This is a genomic window from Dorea amylophila (assembly GCF_025567265.1).
GTDB classification, from domain to species: domain Bacteria; phylum Bacillota; class Clostridia; order Lachnospirales; family Lachnospiraceae; genus Dorea_A; species Dorea_A amylophila.
This window is the reverse complement of sequence record NZ_JAOQJW010000006.1, coordinates 22,181-42,184: the sequence shown is the minus strand read 5'-3', so window position 1 is coordinate 42,184 and position 20,004 is coordinate 22,181. Positions and strand designations below refer to the sequence as shown.

Below are 20,004 nucleotides of genomic sequence, written 5' to 3'. Positions count from 1 at the left end.
TAAAACTATACCCAACCCACAATTTTAAGTATTATGCAAAAAACTATTACATCTGGCATAATAAAATCATCAACTAAGCAAAGACAAATAATCAAAAAATCGGAGGTTTTCATATGATAAAAGACACATTAACTTATGACATCGTAGGTTCTTTTTTACGACCTGCAGAAATTAAAGAAGCACGTAAAGCTTATAAAGACGGTAAGATTACAAAAGAAAAATTAACACAAGCCGAAGATCTTGCAATCGCATCACTGGTAGAAAAGGAAGTGGCACACGGTTTGAAATATGTAACAGACGGAGAATTCCGCCGCAGGTGGTGGCATTTGGACTGGCTCAAAGAATTTGATGGATTCGATACCATTCATTTCACAAAAGAAATCAATGGAACCAGTAATGAAATTGAGCTTGGAACCGTTACCGGTAAGTTCTTCTATGATAAGAACAAGGCACATCCTGAGCTTTGTGCGTGGGACTATCTTCATTCTCTGGCACAAAAATATGACGGTATTACGGCTAAAAAATGTATTTCCGGTCCGAATATGATTCTGATTGATCACTTCCTTCAGCTTGGTAATAAAGAGACACCTTATTACGGAACAGACATCCATGCACTGATCGATGATATTGCAAAAGCCTATCAGGATGCAATTTTAGATTTCTACGACCATGGCTGCCGTTATCTTCAGATTGATGATACATCATGGACTTATCTCATCGATGAGAACTTCCAGAAAAAGATAACTGCTCTTGGATATACAAAAGGACAGATTCTGAACTGGTTCCAGCTTGTATCAACAAAAGCTCTGGAACACAAACCGGAAGATTTCTTTATTGCAACACATTTCTGTAAAGGAAACTTCAAGGGAAATCCTCTGTTCCATGGATTTTACGATTCCGTTGCCCCGGTAATCGCTGAAATTCCGTATGACGCATTCTTCGTAGAATACGACGATGCCCGTTCCGGTTCCTTTGCTCCATGGTCTGTCCTGAAAGATAAGGATGCTATCTTTGTCGCAGGATTAATCTCTACCAAGAACCCGATTCTGGAAGATCATGATTTTCTTAAAAAACGTTATGCCGAAGCCCGCTCCGTAGTCGGAGAGCAGATCGCACTTTCTCCGCAATGTGGCTTTGCTTCCGTTGAAGAGGGCAACTGTATTGATGAAGAGACACAGTGGAAGAAGATTGATCTTCTGGTATCTTGTCAGGATTTTCTGTAAAAACGCAAGAGAAGCTGCCAGTGGCAGCTTCTTTCAAATGCATGGCAATCAAAACCAGTGCTTCTTTACTTCTTTACATAGTAAGAAGCCAGCTATTCATAACTTCCTTCTATATTCCCGCATTTCATACTATTTTTCAAATGGAATACAATTCCACAATTCCAATAATTTTATTTTTCCTGTTTCGTTTTCCCATTGTTCCTTACTCAGTATCACTTTATCAATTTTTTCCGTTTTAAGTTTCTCCGTCCCATAATGTCCCTGTTGTCTCTTACAATAAAGCATTTCAATCTTTCCAAAATACTCCGAATGTTCTTTCCCTGTTACAACTGCATCTAATGCCACATCCCTGGCTTCTGAACCATCAAAACTAATCAACAGAACATGATCACTCACAATATTCCGTCCAGCGATACTTTTTACTCTAAATTGATCAATACCATTTCGTTTTCCCCAAAATTCCAACTCCACAGGCTCTTCTACTGCTTTTGAAATAACGGAAATTTCTGAATTGTACTTTGATGTTAATTTTTCCGTTTCCTTCTCAGGTGTTTTTATTGACTTATCATTTTTCCCTGAAATCATCCAGGTTAACATCACCATGATTCCCAATATGACAATAACACCTATCAACCAGCCAGGTATTACATGCCACGATGATTTTACTCCTGCTGTTCCTGCAGCTCCCATAAATATCCCCCACACAATCAACATTGGATATCTTACTTTTCTCATTTTCTCTTTCATACTCTTACGCCCGCCTTTCTTCTACTTAATCTTTACACTTGCCTCGCTTTCATTGCGAGAAACTTCTTTTTCTTGCTTATAATGTAAACGATCAAGTAACTTGAAGGTCAATATTTTTCGAGAAAATTTCTTTGCATTTTTCTATTTTACAGTGTCAAAATATCCAACAATTCCTATATATCCATCTTTCTTTAAAGGCGACCATAACGTATGCAGTTTCAGATGATACATCTGACTGTCGTTCTTCACCTTCGCTTTTATCTGCAATGTAATTTCATTATTTTGTACAGATGTCTGATTTAACAAAAATCTAATGTGTTGAATGTCTTCCATGCTCACTTCGAACACATTGAATATATCAAATTTAGGATCATCTCTCTGACAAAGTATCTGCTGCTCCTCGTTTATTATGATTAGCTGCCCTGAAATTGCATTATACTCGATAGAATTTTTGCCACTGTGCGATCTGAAAAAATCTATCTTTTCCTGCATAATTTTAACGACATTCTGCGAATAATTTTTGTTCGGCAAAGATTTTTCACTGAGTATTTCATTCGAAAGTCTCTGCGCCTCATAATAATATTTATTACTATCCATCTCTTTGCTGAGCATTTTTGAAAACTGAAGGCTCAATTCTTCCAAACATTTGAGAAGGATCGGATTAAACTGTCCGCATTGCCCGTCCAGGATCATCTTGATTGCCGTATCATGATCAAATGCTTTCTTATAACATCTTTCACTGGTAAGAGCATCATAAACATCCACAATAGACACCACCTGTGCAGAGATTGGTATTTCTTCTCCTTTCAGGCCATCCGGATACCCATTTCCATCCCATCTTTCATGATGCCATCTGCAGATTTCCCATGCGGTATGCACCAGTGGATGATTTTGCAAAAAATGCATGTCCCGGATCATGGATGCTCCAATCTCACTATGGGTTTTCATAATTTTAAATTCTTCATCGGTCAGTCTTCCGGGTTTATTCAGTATTTCTTCCGGAATGCGTATTTTACCAATATCATGAAGCGAAGATGCAGTTGTAATTATAGCAATATCAGTCTCCGTCAGATGATATGCATCCGTTGTTTTTACCAGTTGCCTCAGCATCATTTCCGTCGCAGTACGGATATGTAAAATATGTTCGCTGCTCTCACTGTTGCGTGATCCTAATACATTGCTCAGAATCCTGATCATAATATTATTATTTTCTTCTTTTTCATAAACCTGATCAACGACCACATTGATCAGGCGCTTTTGATTTGCATATAGCCCCAAAGTATTTTGAACTCTCTTTTTTACGATAACAGAGTCAAATGGCCGTGTAATATAATCTGTGATTCCCATCTCATATGCTTTACGCATAGTCTCAACAGATTCTTCCGAAGATATCATAATTACAGGGGTTTCTTCAATGCATTGGCTTAGTTTCATCCATTTCAGGACTTCAAATCCATCCATCTGTGGCATGTTGATGTCTAAAAGCATCAGATCGATTCCCGGATTCTCTTCCATAATCTGGACTGCCTGATTTCCATTTTCAGCTTCCAGATAATCATAGGTTTCTCCAAGAAATTCTTTCAATATATCCCTGTTGAACTTTGCATCATCGACAATCAGTATTTTTTGTCTTTTATTCATATTTTCTGTTTCCTTTATATTTCTTGCATAACTGTTTATTTTTATACATATAAGTATCTGCATCATCCAATAACATCTGCATTGTACACGACATATCATCGGAGGATAATGCCCATCCGCATGCATAGTCGATTGGTATTTGATTTTCATAACTATTTAATCTATCTTTTTCTCTGTACAAGGATTTCAATATTTCCTTAATTTCCGCCTATATTAGGAACAAATACTTTTAATAGTCTTTTTCATCTTTTCAATATCCAAAGGTTTCGCCAAATGAGCGTTCATACCCACGGCAATGCACTTTTCAGCATCTTCCTGGAATGCATTTGCTGTCATAGCTATAATCGGTACTGTTTTTGCATCTGAACGTTCTAATTCCCTGATTTTTCTCGTAGCTGTATATCCATCCATAACAGGCATCATCAGATCCATCAAAATTACATCAAATGTTCCTGCCGGTTTCTCTTTAAATAGTTCCAGTGCCTGCTGTCCATTCTCCGCTCTGGTAATTAACGCTCCGACATCTTCGAGAACTGTCTTTGCTATTTCCGCATTCAGCTCATTATCTTCTACAAGGAGAATTCTTTTCCCTTTTATTGTATGAATTGCAGATGACTCTATGGTATCCTCACTTCCATATACCTCTTCTTTCAATGCTATGTCAAAAGAAAGATCTATCGTAAATTTTGTTCCAATACCCTGTCTGCTTTCTACCTGAATACTTCCACCCATCAGCTCTATCATAGATTTGATAATAGGAAGTCCCAACCCGGTTCCCGGCACTTTGTTTTCTGTTGTACTATGTTCTCTGGAAAATTCTTCATAGATATGTGGAAGATATTCTTCACTCATACCAATGCCCGTATCTTCACATGAAAAAATATAGCGTATCTTTGAAGGATTCTCTGATACCGCCTCATGTACTTCTACATAGATTGAATGTCCCTCCGGGGTATACTTTATAGCATTGCTGATAATATTCAGCATGATCTCCTGTAACTTTGTCTGATCACAGACAACATAATGATGTCTTACATCTAAAACAGCATGATACTGCAGGTTCTTCTTTCTGACATCCTCTTCAAACACTGTATTTACTCTGTGAAATAATGCATCCATATCTTCAGCTTTTAACTGCAATACCGCAGTACCACTTTCAATCCGGGCCATCTCCAGAACCTGATTGATGATTCTCAGCAAAAGATTACTGGAAGACTGTATCTTTTCCAGATATTCTTTTGCCTTTCTTTCATTTTGCAGATTCTTCTCCAACAAACCGGAAAAACCTACAATTGCATTCATCGGAGTCCGGATATCATGACTCATGTTAAATAAAAATCTTGTTTTTGCCTCATTGGCATTTTTCGCCTGCTCAGCAGCTTTTTCCAGTTCTGCTTCATATTGTCTTTCCCTGTGTTTTTTACTGGATATTAAATAAAATACTGTAGCAATCAATAATGAGAATACATAAGAAATGACAATACACATAATCCAGTAAGAACGTGGACTCCATCCCTCTGAGGGTATAATATCAAAATACCATGTGTTATTGGGAACTGCACATTCTACTGTCAGAATATTATCCGACATATTATCCTGGCTCTCTGCTAAAATAATCTTGTCGCTGCTGCCTCTGTCATATGTCCAAATTCTGTAACAGAAATCTGCATCGCTTAAATAATCAAGATTTATCTCTCCAATGAAACGATCCCAGTCAATCACCAGAATCACAAAGCCCCAGAACTCCTCCTGTTCTGAATTATTGTCCTGATAAACCGGATTAAAAAGCAATGCTCCTGTCCCTCCCTGCTTTAACTGGTATGGTCCTCCAAGCGTATATTTCCCGCTATCCCTTGCCAGAATTGCATCCTTTTTCCGTTCATGTTCCTGCAGCATATCCAGTCCAAAAGCCCCCTCATTTCCCTGTTTCGGATAAATGTCTGTAACAATCCCTTCAGGTGCCAGTTCAAATGCCTTTATCACTCCATCTTCATTAGGAATCTTTTCTGCCAGTTCAGAAAATGTATTCTCATCCAGATTCTCTCCTGCACTGATATAATTTCCCAAAAGAGCAGAGAGCATGCTATACTGATCCAGTCTTGCCCTGACTCTTTTCTCAGTAATCTGCGCCATATATTTTCCGGTTGTCTTTTCATCCTTTTCCAAATTATGAAGCAGAAAAACGCCAACAATCAATGCTGTCAGAAAAGCAATCAATCCAACAATATAGCAATGTACTCTTATTTTTTTATATAGTTCGCTGTCCTTTTTCATTCTGCTATCCCTCTGTTATTCTCTTCTCGGTCACTGACATATCTGTTTACCAGCACAGAATTTTCGGATTGTATCCATCAGTTCCTGTACATTTAAAGGTTTTGACAGGTGTGCATCCATCCCTGCCTCCATCGTCTTTCTTTTATCTTCAGCAAAAGCATTGGCTGTTATGGCAATGATTGGAATCATTTCTGCATCTTTCTTTCCACTGCCACGAATCGCCCTGGCTGCCTGATATCCGTCCATCACAGGCATCATGATATCCATTAGAACCGCATCGTAATATCCTTCCGGCATTTTTAGGAAACATTCCACTGCCTGCTGTCCATCTTCCGCCTCTGTGACGGAAATTCCCTCATCTTTCAGAAGGAATGCCGCAATTTCCCTGTTGAGCTCGTTATCCTCTGCCAATAGAATACGGCACCCGGACAGATTTTCCTTTGGTAATTCAGACATTTCCTGTACAGCTGCAGGTTCTTCTGCTATTTCAAAAGGTATGACCACACGTATGAAAGTGCCCTGATTTTCCACACTGTCAATCTGAATGGTTCCATCCATACGATCAAGCAGCTCTTTTACAATCGCCATTCCAAGTCCGGTACCTTTATAGTGTGATCTGGCGCCCTGATCAGCCTGAACAAATGGCTGAAATATATTCTTCAGGAAATCCTCTGACATTCCGATTCCCGTATCTTTTATAGTCACATCTACCAACACTCTATTATCGGATTGCTTCTCTTCTTTCAAGAAGCAATCCACTGAGCCATTTTTACGGTTGTATTTAATACTGTTTGTAATCAGATTTAAAAATATCTGTTTTACACGCAGGGAGCTTCCGGTAAGATTCGGATATGGAATCGAATAAGGATCATCCATAAAATGAATCGTAATACACTCTTTATCTGCCATCATCTGTGCAATGGTTTCCACCTCATGAAGCAGATCCGGCAGATAAAAATCTTCTTTCGAAATTTTTGTTTCTTCATTTTCCAGTTTACTCATTTCCAGTGTGTCATTGATCAGCGACAACAGATGGTCTGCCGCTACTCTTGCCTTAAGACGGCTGGAATCCACCAGTGTTCTGTCCTCCGGGTGCTTCATGCAGATATCCATAAGCCCGATAATTCCATTCAATGGTGTACGCATATCATGGGACATCCTGGAAAGAAAATCCGATTTACTCTGGTTTGCTTTTTTCTCGCTCTCCAGGGCAATGGTTTTTTCCACCAGTTCATTTTTATCCAGAATCAGATTCCAGTGTTCGATTACTCCATTCGGTTTGCAAATTTTGTGTCCCCTGTCCTCAATATATTTCCAGGATCCATTTTTGCATTTCATTCGATATGTGATTTCATAATGATCCGATTTACTATACTGCTCCAACGCCTGTGCAATTCCCTGTTCCAGATCGTCCGGATGCGCCAGGTCAACAATCGTCCCTCCGGAAGCTTCCATCAATTCCTCCGGAGTATCATATCCCAGCATCTGTGCAAAATGCTCTGAAACATACTTAAAAGAATATTCCGAATCATCATTGCTGATTTTCACACCACCCGGCAGTGCAGATGTGATCATGTCCAGCTGATTCTTAAGTTCCTGGTTTACTTTTTGCAAAGAATCTTTATAAAACCGCTCTTTCTGTACGATCTCATCTATACTTCGGAAACCAAGGAACGCAAAATGGCTGCCTTCCTCGTACTCTTTTACAATATGTGCCTGAAAACAGGACAGACCTGCTGCATTTGGTGACGTCTCAAAAGAAAAATGATATTCGTCTTCTGTTTCAAAATGCTTTTTAATCACATTACTGTCCAGTTCCCGACGCATTACGTCACGAAATTCCGGAAGTGCAAATGCAGAAGCATAGGCATCCACATAATCTGAAAATGCTTTGAACTCTTCATGTTTCTGGGCATGATTTGTCTCCTGATTAAATACAAACTCATACTCATCCGTATCCAGATTCAAAACAAAAGCTGTCGTATAATCACGGCTTAGTCCTGACAAAATCCTGTTCTTTTTTATCAGTTCCTGCTTATAAGTAATTTCAACCTGTTTTTCTTTATCAATCTGCCGGACAACATACAGAACATTTGTAACCTTACCAGATGGGTTCCGTTTTTTTACAATAAATCTTGCCAGATGCCAGGATCCACTTTGTGCCCGGTATTCGACCGCAATACTTTCCGTGTCTTTCAGCCTGTCAGCCAGAGTCGATGTATCAAGGAACTTTTTCATCATTTCCTGATGCTCCCCATCAACAATTGTATTGATAGCATGCCGGAAAGCTTCTTCCGTTTTTCCATGCTTGCCTGTAAGTTTATGCATCTCGTTGCCGGCAGATATTTCTTCATAAGTTCCTGTTTCCAGATTCATTCGGTAAATCAGCCAGTATAATTTACTGATGGAATCAATGATTTCTCCATTCAGATTTGCAGTTTCCAGTGCATCCTCAAGTGCCTTCATCATTCTCAGGTTTTCACGGACACTTCCCATATGGCACCCCACATCAGATAACAGATTCATGGACACCATATTCTGATTCAGATCCGGGTTATCCAATCCAATGAAGCCTATAAATTTATGATTTGTATAAATCGGCACAGCAATCAGAGCATGAATATTCTGAGGCTTTAAAATTTCATATTCCTGTGGGGTTTCTTCTGCTATTTCTTCCAGGTCATAAATGATGATATTTTTCTTCTGGATAAATGTTTCCACCCAGTTCTGCATCAGGCAGACGGGAATTTTCTGCAGATTCTGTATCTGCGGTTCGATTCCCGAGGCACACCATTCAAATGTATTTTTAAAACTTTCTTTTTTTTCTGAACTCCATTCAAAAATATACGCTCTATCTGCTGCTGTATATTTTCCAACGCTCTTCAGTATAGATGGCGTAATGTCATCCAGTTGTTTTTCATTCTCTGCCTGACTCATGGAAGAAATCTTATGAAGGATTTCATCCATGTAATACAATTTACCTTTTTTATCATCTCTGTATTCTTCCATATCACTTTTCCCCAGTTTATAATTATTAGCCGCCTGTCTTCTTGCTACTTACGTATGCTCCAATTGGGAAACAATAACTTCTATACACCAAACACCTGGTCAAAAACAGCAAGTATTGTATTTATATCAATTGGTTTTGCAATATGAGCATTCATACCTGTTTTAAATGCCTTCTTTTTATCTTCTTCGAATGCGTTTGCGGTCATGGCAACGATTGGAATATTTGCTTTCCTGTTATTCCTCAGAGTGCGGATTTCCCTGGTTGTCATATAACCATCCATGGCAAAGAAACCGACTTTGACAGTTTCATGCTGCGAACTGTCCTCGGCCGCATATGCAGTCAGGGGAGAAAATATCATACACACGCATACAAAAACCAGTAACACTGCCACATATTTCTTTGCTCTCGAAATCATATTAAATCTCCTGTCTGTCAAATATATTTCTCTATACGTCTCCTTGTCAACCTCCTGGTTTAATAAATTTTCACCTGTCCCTACTGCTTCTCAATTCTTCGCATATAGTCTGCTTGATTGTTTTATCATCTAACGGCTTTGCAAGATGTGCGTTCATTCCTGCTTCCATACACTTTTCTGCATCTTCCCTAAATGCATTTGCAGTCATAGCAATAATAGGGATTGTTTTTGCATCCTGCCGTTCCAGGGATCTTATTGTTTTTGTGGCAGTAAGCCCATCCATCACCGGCATCATGACATCCATTAAAATAACATCGTATGTTCCTGATTCGCAGGCTTCAAAGTGCTGAACAGCTTCTAACCCATTTTTCACTGTTTCTACTTTAGCCCCATTTTCCGTCAGTATAAATTCTGCTATTTCCGCATTCAGCTTATTATCTTCAACCAATAATATCCGGACACCTGATATATCTGCATCAAAATCTTCTTTTTCTTCCGGTCGTGCATTCGTATCAATTTTAAATGGAAGTATTACAGTAAAACAGCTTCCTTCACCAAGCTTGCTTTCAACTGTTATGGTTCCGCCCATCTTTTCTACAAGTTGTTTCACAATAGGCATTCCCAGACCTGTCCCATTATAATCAGAACGTGGGGAATTATCTGCCTGTACAAATGGAGTAAACAATTCATTTTTTATAAATTCTTCTGACATTCCAATTCCATTATCTTTTATTTTAAATTCACATGTCATGTAATCTTCTGATCTTTCAATCGTTCTCATACTCATGTAAATAGAACCATTCACCTTATTGTACTTCATACTGTTTGTAAACAGATTCATCAATACTTTTTTCAGATGAACTGCATTGCTCCAAACATATATACCACTGTAATCATCATGTTCTCCTATAACATGAAGTCCTTTTTCTTCTGCCTGAAAAGATAGTGACTCCGTGATTTCCTGACATACCTGATCCAGATTGATGGATTCATCACTAAAAACCACGGTATCCGATTCTAACTTTGCCATATCCAAAACATCATTTACCAATGATAATAGCAGTTTCGAAGACTCATTTATTTTATTCAGGCAATCTTTTGCCCGCTCACCATCACTTCCGCTTTTTTCAAGAATTGTAAGCATGCCCATAATACCATTGATCGGTGTCCTGATGTCATGAGACATGTTATTTAAAAAGGAAGTCTTAGCCTTATTGGCACTCTGTGCTTCTACAAGTGCATTTTGTAATTCCTGCTGTTTTTCTTCAAGCTCCTGATTCAGCTTCAATGCTTGCTCAGCAGACTTCTTGGATTTTTCTTCCGCACGTTTTGATTTTTTCAAAGAATCAAGAATTATACACAGAACAACAAAAATAGAGATTCCAACTATGAGTGAGACAGCCAGTAAATTGTCCTGAATAAAATCCTTCGCTGTAACTTTTCGTGAAGAAGCATTATACGAAACTACTGCACCCGAAAATTGAGCTGTAGGCATAGATGTCAGTGTTTTATTCAGAATGGACAAAAGAACCGGTTCTCCCTGCTGAACAGCAAATGAAATATCAGCCTCTTTTGTCAGAAAAACGCTATGAAGCTTATTATTTTTCAAATAGTCTGAAACAGTACCTGAATTGCTTACAATACAATCTGCCTCCCCTTTCTGCATTGCTTTTACTGCTGCATCTGATGTCTCATATTCCATAACCTCCCATTGTGGATAATTGTATGAAAGATATGCTTTCAATGCAAAATTATCTTTTTCAACAGCAACTATATTCTCTTTATTTTCATCAAAAGAATCCTTTGCCGTAATTGCTGCCATATTGAGAGTCAATAGCGTATCCGACAAAGCAAATCCATTTGTTTCTGCAAAGTATGGATTCTGGTTTGCGTGAAAAATCAGGTCTATTCTTCCATCCTGCAATGCCTGAAGCAGTTCACTTCTTGTATCATACCCCTTTAATTCAAATTCCAGCGCCTGACCTTGCAGACAATTTTCTGCAAGATCCACATAATCTGTAATAACACCTGTCAGTTTACCTGTTGATGGATCTACACTGCTGATACCTCCATCCTGATTCAGATACCCTATCCGGATTGCACCATGCTGCCCGATCCACTCCCTTTCTTCTTTTGAAAGAAACGAACTGCTCTGTGCAGAAAGATAACGCCTGTAGAGATCATCTGTGTAAAATGGGTTGTCATCCTTGATTCTTCGCATAGCACTATCCAATGCTTCTTTGATATCCGGACGTTCTGGATTTATAGCGAAATAGATTTCTGTCTCTCCAATACTTGTAATCGGCGAAATCTCCGATTCTTCCCAACGGGGTTCTTCTACCGAAACGAAGCAGTCAATTTCATGTTTCGACAATTTGTCCATAACTTCTGCGGTATTAGAAACATTGACATGCTGCGTATGCAGACCATACTTTAACTCCCATTCGTTAAGCACATCCTCCGTTATATTATCTTTAAACACACCAATATTTTTTTCCTCAAAAGAATCCAAATTTCCTGCTGTAAGATCCATATTGGATGCATCCGTATAGATGTAATATTTCTCTTCCCCCATAGGCATATCGGAAAAAAGCATATTTTCAGCACGTTCGTCTGTATAGGAAATGCCACCAAGAATATCAATCTCTCCATTTTCCAACTGTGTAAAGCAGTTTTTCCAATCACTTGTTATGTATTTATATGTCCAACCTGCATAACCTGCAATATCTTGAAGATACTCATAACCATAGCCGCTTCTTTCTCCCTTTTCATTGACGGTATTATAAGTTTCTTCAAAAGATCCTACCCGGATAACATTGTCAGAGTTTTCTTTGGCAAATGTAGGAACGGATAAAACAATAAAACATATAATTGTGCAAAATATAATGTAACAAAATTTGAAATTCATTATATTCTGTACTAATTTGCACTTCTTCATCTTTCTCCCCTCCTCTAGGCTACAGTTGCTTGCTTCCAGATTTTAATTTTACATTCATTAATTATCAATAACCTCCCCACTATTTTTCACAATATTTTTCCAAACAGATTCTGTATTACTTATTCAAGTGCTCTACCATAAAAAAGCACTGCCAAGCAGACAGTGCACCTCATTGCATGCAACTGGCTGCCATTTTACAGGCCCTGTAGCTTTGCGTCCTAGATTTTCATCTGGTTTGCCGATTTCCATATTATAACTTTAATACTTATGCAAAAAAAACTGGTTTTATTATACTATAGCACTCTACTGTACACAAGAAAACATTACCGTTTTAACGCCAAAAAATAAAAAAAGAACAGCCGATACATATACTCGAACTGTTCTTCTACTTCCGAAGTCCTTAACTGCTGTATTTACTTCTTTTTCTGAAACAGTTCTCCGTTTGTTTCTTCCCCAGTCATACATGACATAATAATTAACCACTACCCCATATTATAAATAACACCCAGAGATACTTATTTCAGACTGATAATCAGATTTTTATTGAATTTATTAATCTATATGTTATGACAACATCTCTTTCACACAAGTACTCCGGTAGTCACTCGGTGATATTTTATATCTTTCTTTAAATACTCGGTTAAATGTTCTCTGACTTTCAAATCCACTATCCAGACAAATTTTTGTAATAGAATCACTCGTATTTTCCAAACGCTGGCATGCATAGTTCAGCCTTACATCGTTAAGATATTGATTAAAGTTTCTATGGAATGTTTTGGAAAAGAGTCTGGATAAAACATATTTACTCACCCCCAGATCTTTTGCCATCTCTTCCAGCGAAAATTTCTTCTTAAAATTTGCTGATATATAGGAAACTGTCTGGTAAATAAGATCGTTGCTCCCCACATTACTCTTTTCTACCAAATTTAATTTTCCTATGCAGCGTGCCAACACAATTTGAAGATATGCCTGTGCAACAGTAATATCCGACTGTTCTGTCTCTAAAATTGCATTTATAACCCTATATACCTCCGGTTCAACCTTTTCCGCTTTGATGATTGGGTATTCAGGAGCCATGGATTGCATGATATCTGCAAATTTGGCTATCGTAAATGGCGATGCAATCAGATAAGTCGCTTTATTTACACCGGGTGTCAGTACCTGATAGTGATGAATAACATCTGGAAATACAAAGCCTATATCTCCTTTTTCCATATGGTATAGTTCCTGTCCGACACCAAGTTCTAATGCTCCACTTGTTACACAAACGATCTCCAGTGCATTATGAAGATGTGGTTCAATATGTTTTGACTTCCTATTTATTGCTATGATTTCCTCTTTTGTGTCAACATATTTTAACTGCATGAAATACTCCCCTTTGCAACATTTGTCTATATCTTCTTTCGATTTGGCAAGCAATCCTTTTACACCTATCTTATAATCAACTTGTAAATAAGGAAAGGAGGAATTGCAAATGAGCAACCTAAAAAAATATCTGAATGACCTTTTAGTATTCTACATTGAATATTTTGAGCATCCTTACCATGTATAAATACTAAAAGGACTATTTTGTGAAAACTGAATATTTTCTTAAGGCCATTTCACAAAAATGAAGTGGTCCTTTTTTATTTTCAAAATACAGTTCAATCACTTTATATATAGAAAAAAGCACTGTCTCATCGAGCAATGACCAGACAACGCTTTCTCCTGTCAATTCTAATTTATGTCTGATGCATCTGTTACTTCATCTGCAGCAATTCCTTTTTCTGCTTTCAGTTTTTTATTTGCATCTTCTACATTCATTCTTGAAAGTACAAACATAATCAATACATCAAAGATTAACGGAAGCCAAAGATACATAAACTGCATCATATCAAGTGCAGACTGCGGCTGAGTTGCATTTGTTCCGATATATCCACTGAACTCAAGCAGCCATCCAACAACAGCGGTTCCAATACCTCCACCGATTTTTACGCCAAGAGAAGTACAAGAGTACATCGTTCCGTCAATTCTCTTTCCCTGTGTAAGATAAGTGTACTCAGAGCAGGATGCGATAACTGCATTCATATCTCCCTGCCATGGTCCCTGACCTAAGGCTGCAAGAGCTGTAAATGCCATCATCAGCGGAACACTGCCCATATATCCTGCAACAACAACAAGTGCTCTACCGATGACTGCTAAGACATAACCTCTTAAGTTCAGTTTATACATACCTTTCCACTTACCAACTAATGTCGGTGTGAAAATCAGGGCAATGATCAGTGGAATATTTACTGCCCATGCAAATTGTCCAAACAAATTCTTATTTTTCAGTACCCATGTCATGTAATAAATGCCAGCTCCAATCATGGCACCATATAACTGCTGTAAAATATATGTTCCACAAATCATCATGTAATATTTGTTTTTAACAAGAAGCTTGAATGCCTGTACCATTCCGTACTTTTCATTATCAGCCTTTACTTCTCCTTCGTTAAGTTCTTCCTCAGGAAGTTCCTTAACAGAAAGTGCTGAAATCGTATTTATGACAAGACCAATGATTGCATAGATAATAGCAACCGTTCTCCATGCTGCAGCATCTCCACCACATTTATCTACAAATCCAACTGTAATTGCCTGAATCAGAAGACTTGTTGAAAACGCAAAAATAAAACGGTAAGATCCCATCTGCACACGCTCTTTGCTGTTCTTTGTAATCAGTGACGTAAGTGCTGAATAAGCAATATTGTTTGCTGTATAAAACACACCATTTAACAGTGTGTAAGAGATAAAAAACCATGCATATTTAGCCGTTGTTCCCAAGCTGACTGGTACTGCAAAACAGCAGACCAGCGTAATGGCACAACCAATATATCCATATAACATCCAGGGTTTCGCTTTTCCCATTTTACTGTGTGTTTTGTCAATCATTGATCCAAAAAATATATCCGTAAAACCATCAAATAGTTTTGATACGGCAATCAGGCTACCTACGACACCTGCAGCAAGTCCTACTGAGTCCGTCAAATAGACCATCATAAAAGATGTCAGGAACGCATAGACTACATTACCTGCAATATCGCCTGATCCATATCCAATTTTGTTATACCATTTCAAATACTTTTTTTCTTCCATCGAATTTCTTTGCTCCTCATCTTCATCGCACTTAGAATTTCAAGATGTCTAACAGAGTATGATGTCTAATTCTAGTTTTTTCTCTGTTTTGTCTGATTGCTCTGTATATCCGGACTTTACATAACAATCAGACTCTCTTTCCTTGTTTACGGGTTACATGAAACTTTATTATCCCTTTATATACGGTATCAGTGTAAACTGGAACCGGAATAATACATCATCAAATCGGTACTGCTCCAATACAACTGGACCACAACTGTTAGAACCAATGCCATTTAGTGCATAGTCAACACAAAATACTACACTATCTGATTCTGTCAGTTCATAATTATGCGTTTTCTCCTCAAGTTCTTCCTGCGTATAATAAGAAGCATTGAATGAGAAGGCATTTTCCGCAGAGACCACAATTCCATATCGGCTGTTGTTAAGCTCTACATATTCACAATCATAACGGCTTCCATTTTCCTGTGGGCGAATATAATCCTCATGCAAATCATCTACATTTGCCTGATACAAACCGTGGCTCGCAGCCTGATGTTTGTCACAATAGCTTTCCTGTGGTCCCATTCCAAAGTATCGTGCAGCTGAAAGTTTTTTATCCAGGAACATCCTCACACCAAATCTTGGCAGGTCCGGAAATTCATCATCTTTCGTTACTTCAATATCTGCATCAATCTTTCCGGCAGCTTCTATTTTCCATGTGATCGTCACATCAAGAATCTTCTGTACTGTCTCTGCCACAACGGAAGCATGGCTTGTAATCTTCACACCATGTTTTCCCTGCACAACCTCTGTCGTATAGGCTCTTGTGTAAGCCTTATCATAGTGGGCTTTCTTCCATTCAGACTTAATGTACATATCGTTATCTGTTGGAGCTCTCCAAATATTTAATTCCATCGGATGGTTCAAGTATTCCCGCCCTGCGAATTTCATCTCTGTAAAGAGTGCAGTACGTTTGTCTATGGTATAAGCAAATTCACGCCCCTTGATATGGATCTGTGTATCATTTTCATTTACCTGTAACTCAGAGTCCACTGCTGTTTTTTGTAGCCATTTCTCAGCAAGTTTACATTTTGCACCGTCTTTGCTTACCTCAATTTCATCGAATCCAAGAATATGGTCTTCATCCAACAGTGGCAATTCCTTTTTCAGATGGTAAATAAATTTTAAATAACATTTTCCACTCTCTGGCACATTGATTTTAAGGTTTATTTTTCCTTCACTGTGTGGTGCTGCTGAAACTTCTGGAAGTTTACCTTTGCTGATTACAAGCCCGTCCTGCGTCAGTTCATAACTGATCTTCACATAATCTTTCAAGTCATCAAAATCCATGTAGTTATGAAGCACCAGTTCTCCGCTTTCTTTGTCATAGGAAATAACCCTTGCCGGGCGGTAAACATTCTTGTATTCCAAAAGTCCTGTATGTACCGTTCTGTCCGGATATACTAATCCATCCATACAGAAGTTGCCATCATGAATTTCTTCGCCATGGTCGCCCCCATAAGCATATATAATCTTTCCATTCTCAGCAGTTCCATGAGCAATCGCATGGTCACACCATTCCCAGACAAAGCCGCCACACATTTTATCATTATCCTGAATCATCTGGAAGTAATCTTCAAAATCTCCAGGTCCGTTTCCCATGCTGTGACAGTACTCTACCAAAAGGAAGGGTTTGCTTCCATCTTTATCCAGATATTCCTGAATTTCGGAAAGCGCTGGGTACATCCGGCTGTACACATCCAGATTGCTGTAATCATATGTTTCATCATAATTACGGTATCTTGCACTCTCATATTGTGTGATGCGGTCTGGATCAAAATTCTTTGTCCATTCCAGTGCTTTTTCAAAGTTGCAGCCATAAGCACTCTCATTTCCCATTGACCACATAACAATACAGAAACGGTTTTTGTCACGTTCCACCATGAGTTTTACGCGATCAACGATTGCCTCTTCCCATACCGGATCATCTGCAATCTTCTCATTCCATCGTTTGAACCGATTGTAATCAGTATCTTCTTTTCTGTAGATCATAAATGGACCATGAGCTTCAATATCTGCTTCATCTATTACCATGAATCCATACTTGTCACACATTTCATAGAAAAATGGTGCGTTCGGATAGTGGCTGGAACGGATCGCATTAAAATTATGCTGCTTCATTAACGTAAGATCGGTTGTAATCTGTTCCGGATTGATTGTAAATCCAGTAACCGGATCAGAATCATGTCGATTGACACCACGGAATTTAATCTTCTGTCCATTTAAATAAATAACCTGGTCTTTAATCTCTATCTTTCTTAATGCAATGTGATCTACAATTACTTCATTCTCTGTTTCAAGAATCAGTTTATATAGATATGGATTTTCTGTATTCCAAAGTTCCGGACTTGCGATTTCTAATACAGCTGTTCCTTCTTCAGCAATACTTCCTAGTGCTACAACTGCTCCGTTTCTATCTTCAATCGAAATTTTTACATTTAACGGAGAGTAGAATTTCATTTCAATTTCTACTTTCGCAAGCATATCCTCAATTCTTGTTTTAATATGATAATCACTGATTGCCTGTTTTGGGCGTTTCAAAATGTACACATCCCGGAAAATACCACTCATACGGAATTTGTCCTGATCTTCCAAATAGGAACCATCACACCACTTCATGACCAGAACCGCTATGCTGTTCTCTCCGTCCCGAAGGAGGTCGGTGATATCAAACTCACTGGTCATATGAGAAACCTGGCTATACCCTACATAAGAGCCATTGATCCATACATAAAAGCAACTGTCTACTCCTTCAAAATTCAAGAAAGCTTTTGGTGCATTTTCATCTTTGTGATAAACAAAGGTATGTGCATATGTTCCACATGGAATATCCTGTGGTACATACGGTGGATCAAATGGGAACGGATACCTGATGTTTGTATACTGATGTGTGTCATATCCTGCCATCTGCCATACACTCGGAACCTGAATCTCATCAAAATTTTCTGTATCATAATCTTTCTCAAAGAAGGGTTCCTGAACATCATAGATACTGTTAAAATACTGGAACTTCCAAGTTCCGTTCAATAACTGCATTCGGTCTGACTCTTCCCTGTGCTCCACCAGGTTATCCATTCTTCTGGATGCCGGAATATAATAGGCTCTGGCTGGCATTGTGTTTTCGTGCAGTACGCTTAAATCCTCATAATAACGTGGTACAATCATAAATAACTCTCCTTTAATACATATACATTTTTTTGCACTTTGTTTTTCCACAGCAAACCTTGTCTTTTACTTTTATGTTTACGCTTCTCTGTTTTGCTATATATATCTTATCCTAATCTGCAAAACATGTCTATGAATTGGATTAGACAAAATATGCACTAAATGATACAATAACCAAAAAAAAGGAAAAGAGGTGCTACCATATGTATATGAATACCGGTTATTTAAACCACTCCCATATGGATTTCAAAGACAAAAGTCACCCACTGGTTGTAGGAAGTTGCGGTACTTACCGCCTTTCCAGCCATCCAAAGTTACCAACCTACCGTCCAAGGGGACGCCTGGATTATCAGATTATCTATATCACTGCTGGTTGTGGGCATTTTCATTTTGACAATGTGGATAACGAAACGATTGTCCCCGCCGGTAATATTGTACTGTACAGACCGAAGGAACTTCAGAAATATGAATATTATGGAAAAGATAAAACAGAAGTATACTGGATTCATTTTACAGGCAACAATGTAAAAAATATCCTACGGCAATATGGATTCCTGGATAAAGAGCGTGTATTTCAGGTCGGAACCTCTATGGAATACGAACAGATTTTCAAGCGTATTATCATCGAGCTTCAGCGTTGCCAAGATAATTATGAGGAAATGCTTGTCCTTCTGCTCCGTCATCTTCTTATCATCTTTCATCGGGAACTGATCAGGGAACATATCTCGAAAAATGAATACCTGGATCACGAGATGGATAACGCAGTTACCTTTTTTAGTGAAAATTATAACCAGAATATTAGCATAGATGATTATGCTGCCTCACGTGGAATGAGTGTCAGCTGGTTTATCCGAAACTTCAAAAAATACACAGGTTCTACACCAATGCAGTTTATTGTGGGAATCCGAATTAACAATGCCCAGATGTTACTTGAAACAACAACTTATTCCATCAATGAGATTTCTAAGATTGTCGGATATGATAACCAGCTTTATTTCAGCCGGCTTTTTCACAAGCTGAAAGGATATTCCCCAAGAGAGTACCGAAAGATAAGAAACAAGTTCTAAAATCCACAATATCATAAATCCAGTTTCCCCTCCAAAAGAGGATGCCACGGAATCATCAAATCAACGATTCCATGGCATCCTCTTCTCTCTTTTTGCTATTCTTATTTTACAAACTCAACCGAATAATAATACATATACTCATTATCTGTATCTATGTGTTCTCCTGTAATGTCCTATATCGGCAACGAACTCACTCCTTGTTCGCCATAGATTAGTGCTGGCAATCCTTTTTACAGCATACGCACCGAAAAACTTCCAGAAGCCGGAATTGCTATTCTGAGAAAAATGAAAGAACAAAATCCGCTTTACCAACGCCTCGATGCTTTTTGATGCTGGTGTAAAAGCAATTGACATCCAGCCACTGTTGG

General features: G+C 38.4%; 11 protein-coding genes, 1 pseudogene and 1 riboswitch. Of the genes and pseudogenes, 2 read left to right on the top strand and 10 right to left on the bottom strand.

What is annotated here, in order from left to right:
- The first annotated feature begins 113 nt into the window (after positions 1-113).
- On the top strand, positions 114-1,223 hold the full coding sequence (locus OCV72_RS04870; protein WP_055282282.1) for a uroporphyrinogen decarboxylase/cobalamine-independent methonine synthase family protein: 1,110 nt from the start codon (positions 114-116) through the stop codon (positions 1,221-1,223).
- A 129-nt stretch (positions 1,224-1,352) separates the two neighbouring features.
- Here OCV72_RS04870 and OCV72_RS04865 read toward each other — a convergent pair whose 3' ends face one another.
- The 10 genes and pseudogenes from OCV72_RS04865 to OCV72_RS04820 all read right to left on the bottom strand — a co-directional run bounded on the left by OCV72_RS04865 (position 1,353) and on the right by OCV72_RS04820 (position 18,569).
- On the bottom strand, positions 1,353-1,913 hold the full coding sequence (locus OCV72_RS04865; protein WP_242859212.1) for a hypothetical protein: 561 nt from the start codon (positions 1,911-1,913) through the stop codon (positions 1,353-1,355).
- Positions 1,914-2,111: 198 nt separating this feature from the next.
- Positions 2,112-3,611 carry an HD domain-containing phosphohydrolase gene (locus OCV72_RS04860; RefSeq protein WP_055282277.1) on the bottom strand — a complete coding sequence of 500 codons (1,500 nt, stop codon included), beginning with the start codon at positions 3,609-3,611 and terminating at the stop codon, positions 2,112-2,114.
- A pseudogene (locus tag OCV72_RS04855) lies at positions 3,604-3,819 on the bottom strand (GGDEF domain-containing protein); the annotation flags it as partial. The gene OCV72_RS04860 and the pseudogene OCV72_RS04855, both read right to left, overlap by 8 nt.
- A gap of 5 nt (positions 3,820-3,824) precedes the next feature.
- Positions 3,825-5,885, bottom strand: coding sequence for an ATP-binding protein (locus tag OCV72_RS04850; RefSeq protein WP_055282273.1), 2,061 nt, complete (start codon positions 5,883-5,885; stop codon positions 3,825-3,827).
- A 30-nt stretch (positions 5,886-5,915) separates the two neighbouring features.
- Positions 5,916-8,894, bottom strand: a complete 2,979-nt coding sequence (locus OCV72_RS04845) for an ATP-binding protein (RefSeq protein WP_055282271.1) — start codon at positions 8,892-8,894, stop codon at positions 5,916-5,918.
- 80 nt (positions 8,895-8,974) lie between these two features.
- Positions 8,975-9,310 carry a response regulator gene (locus OCV72_RS16590; RefSeq protein WP_055282268.1) on the bottom strand — a complete coding sequence of 112 codons (336 nt, stop codon included), beginning with the start codon at positions 9,308-9,310 and terminating at the stop codon, positions 8,975-8,977.
- 70 nt (positions 9,311-9,380) lie between these two features.
- A complete protein-coding gene (locus OCV72_RS04835; protein ID WP_055282264.1) occupies positions 9,381-12,248 on the bottom strand; it encodes a response regulator in 2,868 nt (955 codons plus the stop codon).
- A gap of 174 nt (positions 12,249-12,422) precedes the next feature.
- A riboswitch (cyclic di-GMP riboswitch) is annotated at positions 12,423-12,498 on the bottom strand.
- 314 nt (positions 12,499-12,812) lie between these two features.
- Entirely contained in the window at positions 12,813-13,613 is an 801-nt protein-coding gene (locus OCV72_RS04830; RefSeq protein WP_055282262.1) for a helix-turn-helix transcriptional regulator, read from the bottom strand.
- Positions 13,614-13,964: 351 nt separating this feature from the next.
- Positions 13,965-15,362 (bottom strand): MFS transporter, encoded by a 1,398-nt coding sequence (locus tag OCV72_RS04825; protein ID WP_055282260.1) that lies wholly within the window; start codon positions 15,360-15,362, stop codon positions 13,965-13,967.
- A gap of 168 nt (positions 15,363-15,530) precedes the next feature.
- The gene (locus OCV72_RS04820) at positions 15,531-18,569 is read right to left on the bottom strand and encodes a glycoside hydrolase family 2 TIM barrel-domain containing protein (RefSeq protein ID WP_055282258.1); all 3,039 of its coding nucleotides are present in this window, start codon (positions 18,567-18,569) and stop codon (positions 15,531-15,533) included.
- Between the two features lie 203 nt (positions 18,570-18,772).
- On the opposite strand from OCV72_RS04820, the gene OCV72_RS04815 reads away from it, so the two are divergent.
- The gene (locus OCV72_RS04815) at positions 18,773-19,636 is read left to right on the top strand and encodes an AraC family transcriptional regulator (RefSeq protein WP_055282256.1); all 864 of its coding nucleotides are present in this window, start codon (positions 18,773-18,775) and stop codon (positions 19,634-19,636) included.
- The last annotated feature ends 368 nt before the right edge of the window (positions 19,637-20,004 follow it).

Bases quoted from the DNA above. Each gene is read 5' to 3' on its own strand.
- OCV72_RS04860 (WP_055282277.1), bottom strand. From the start codon at position 3,611: ATGAATAAAAGACAAAAAATACTGATTGTCGATGATGCAAAGTTCAAC.
- OCV72_RS16590 (WP_055282268.1), bottom strand. From the start codon at position 9,310: ATGATTTCGAGAGCAAAGAAATATGTGGCAGTGTTACTGGTTTTTGTA.
- OCV72_RS04815 (WP_055282256.1), top strand. From the start codon at position 18,773: ATGTATATGAATACCGGTTATTTAAACCACTCCCATATGGATTTCAAA.
- OCV72_RS04870 (WP_055282282.1), top strand. From the start codon at position 114: ATGATAAAAGACACATTAACTTATGACATCGTAGGTTCTTTTTTACGA.
- OCV72_RS04865 (WP_242859212.1), bottom strand. From the start codon at position 1,913: ATGGGAGCTGCAGGAACAGCAGGAGTAAAATCATCGTGGCATGTAATA.
- OCV72_RS04850 (WP_055282273.1), bottom strand. From the start codon at position 5,885: ATGAAAAAGGACAGCGAACTATATAAAAAAATAAGAGTACATTGCTAT.
- OCV72_RS04835 (WP_055282264.1), bottom strand. From the start codon at position 12,248: ATGAAGAAGTGCAAATTAGTACAGAATATAATGAATTTCAAATTTTGT.
- OCV72_RS04820 (WP_055282258.1), bottom strand. From the start codon at position 18,569: ATGATTGTACCACGTTATTATGAGGATTTAAGCGTACTGCACGAAAAC.
- OCV72_RS04845 (WP_055282271.1), bottom strand. From the start codon at position 8,894: ATGGAAGAATACAGAGATGATAAAAAAGGTAAATTGTATTACATGGAT.
- OCV72_RS04825 (WP_055282260.1), bottom strand. From the start codon at position 15,362: ATGGAAGAAAAAAAGTATTTGAAATGGTATAACAAAATTGGATATGGA.
- OCV72_RS04830 (WP_055282262.1), bottom strand. From the start codon at position 13,613: ATGCAGTTAAAATATGTTGACACAAAAGAGGAAATCATAGCAATAAAT.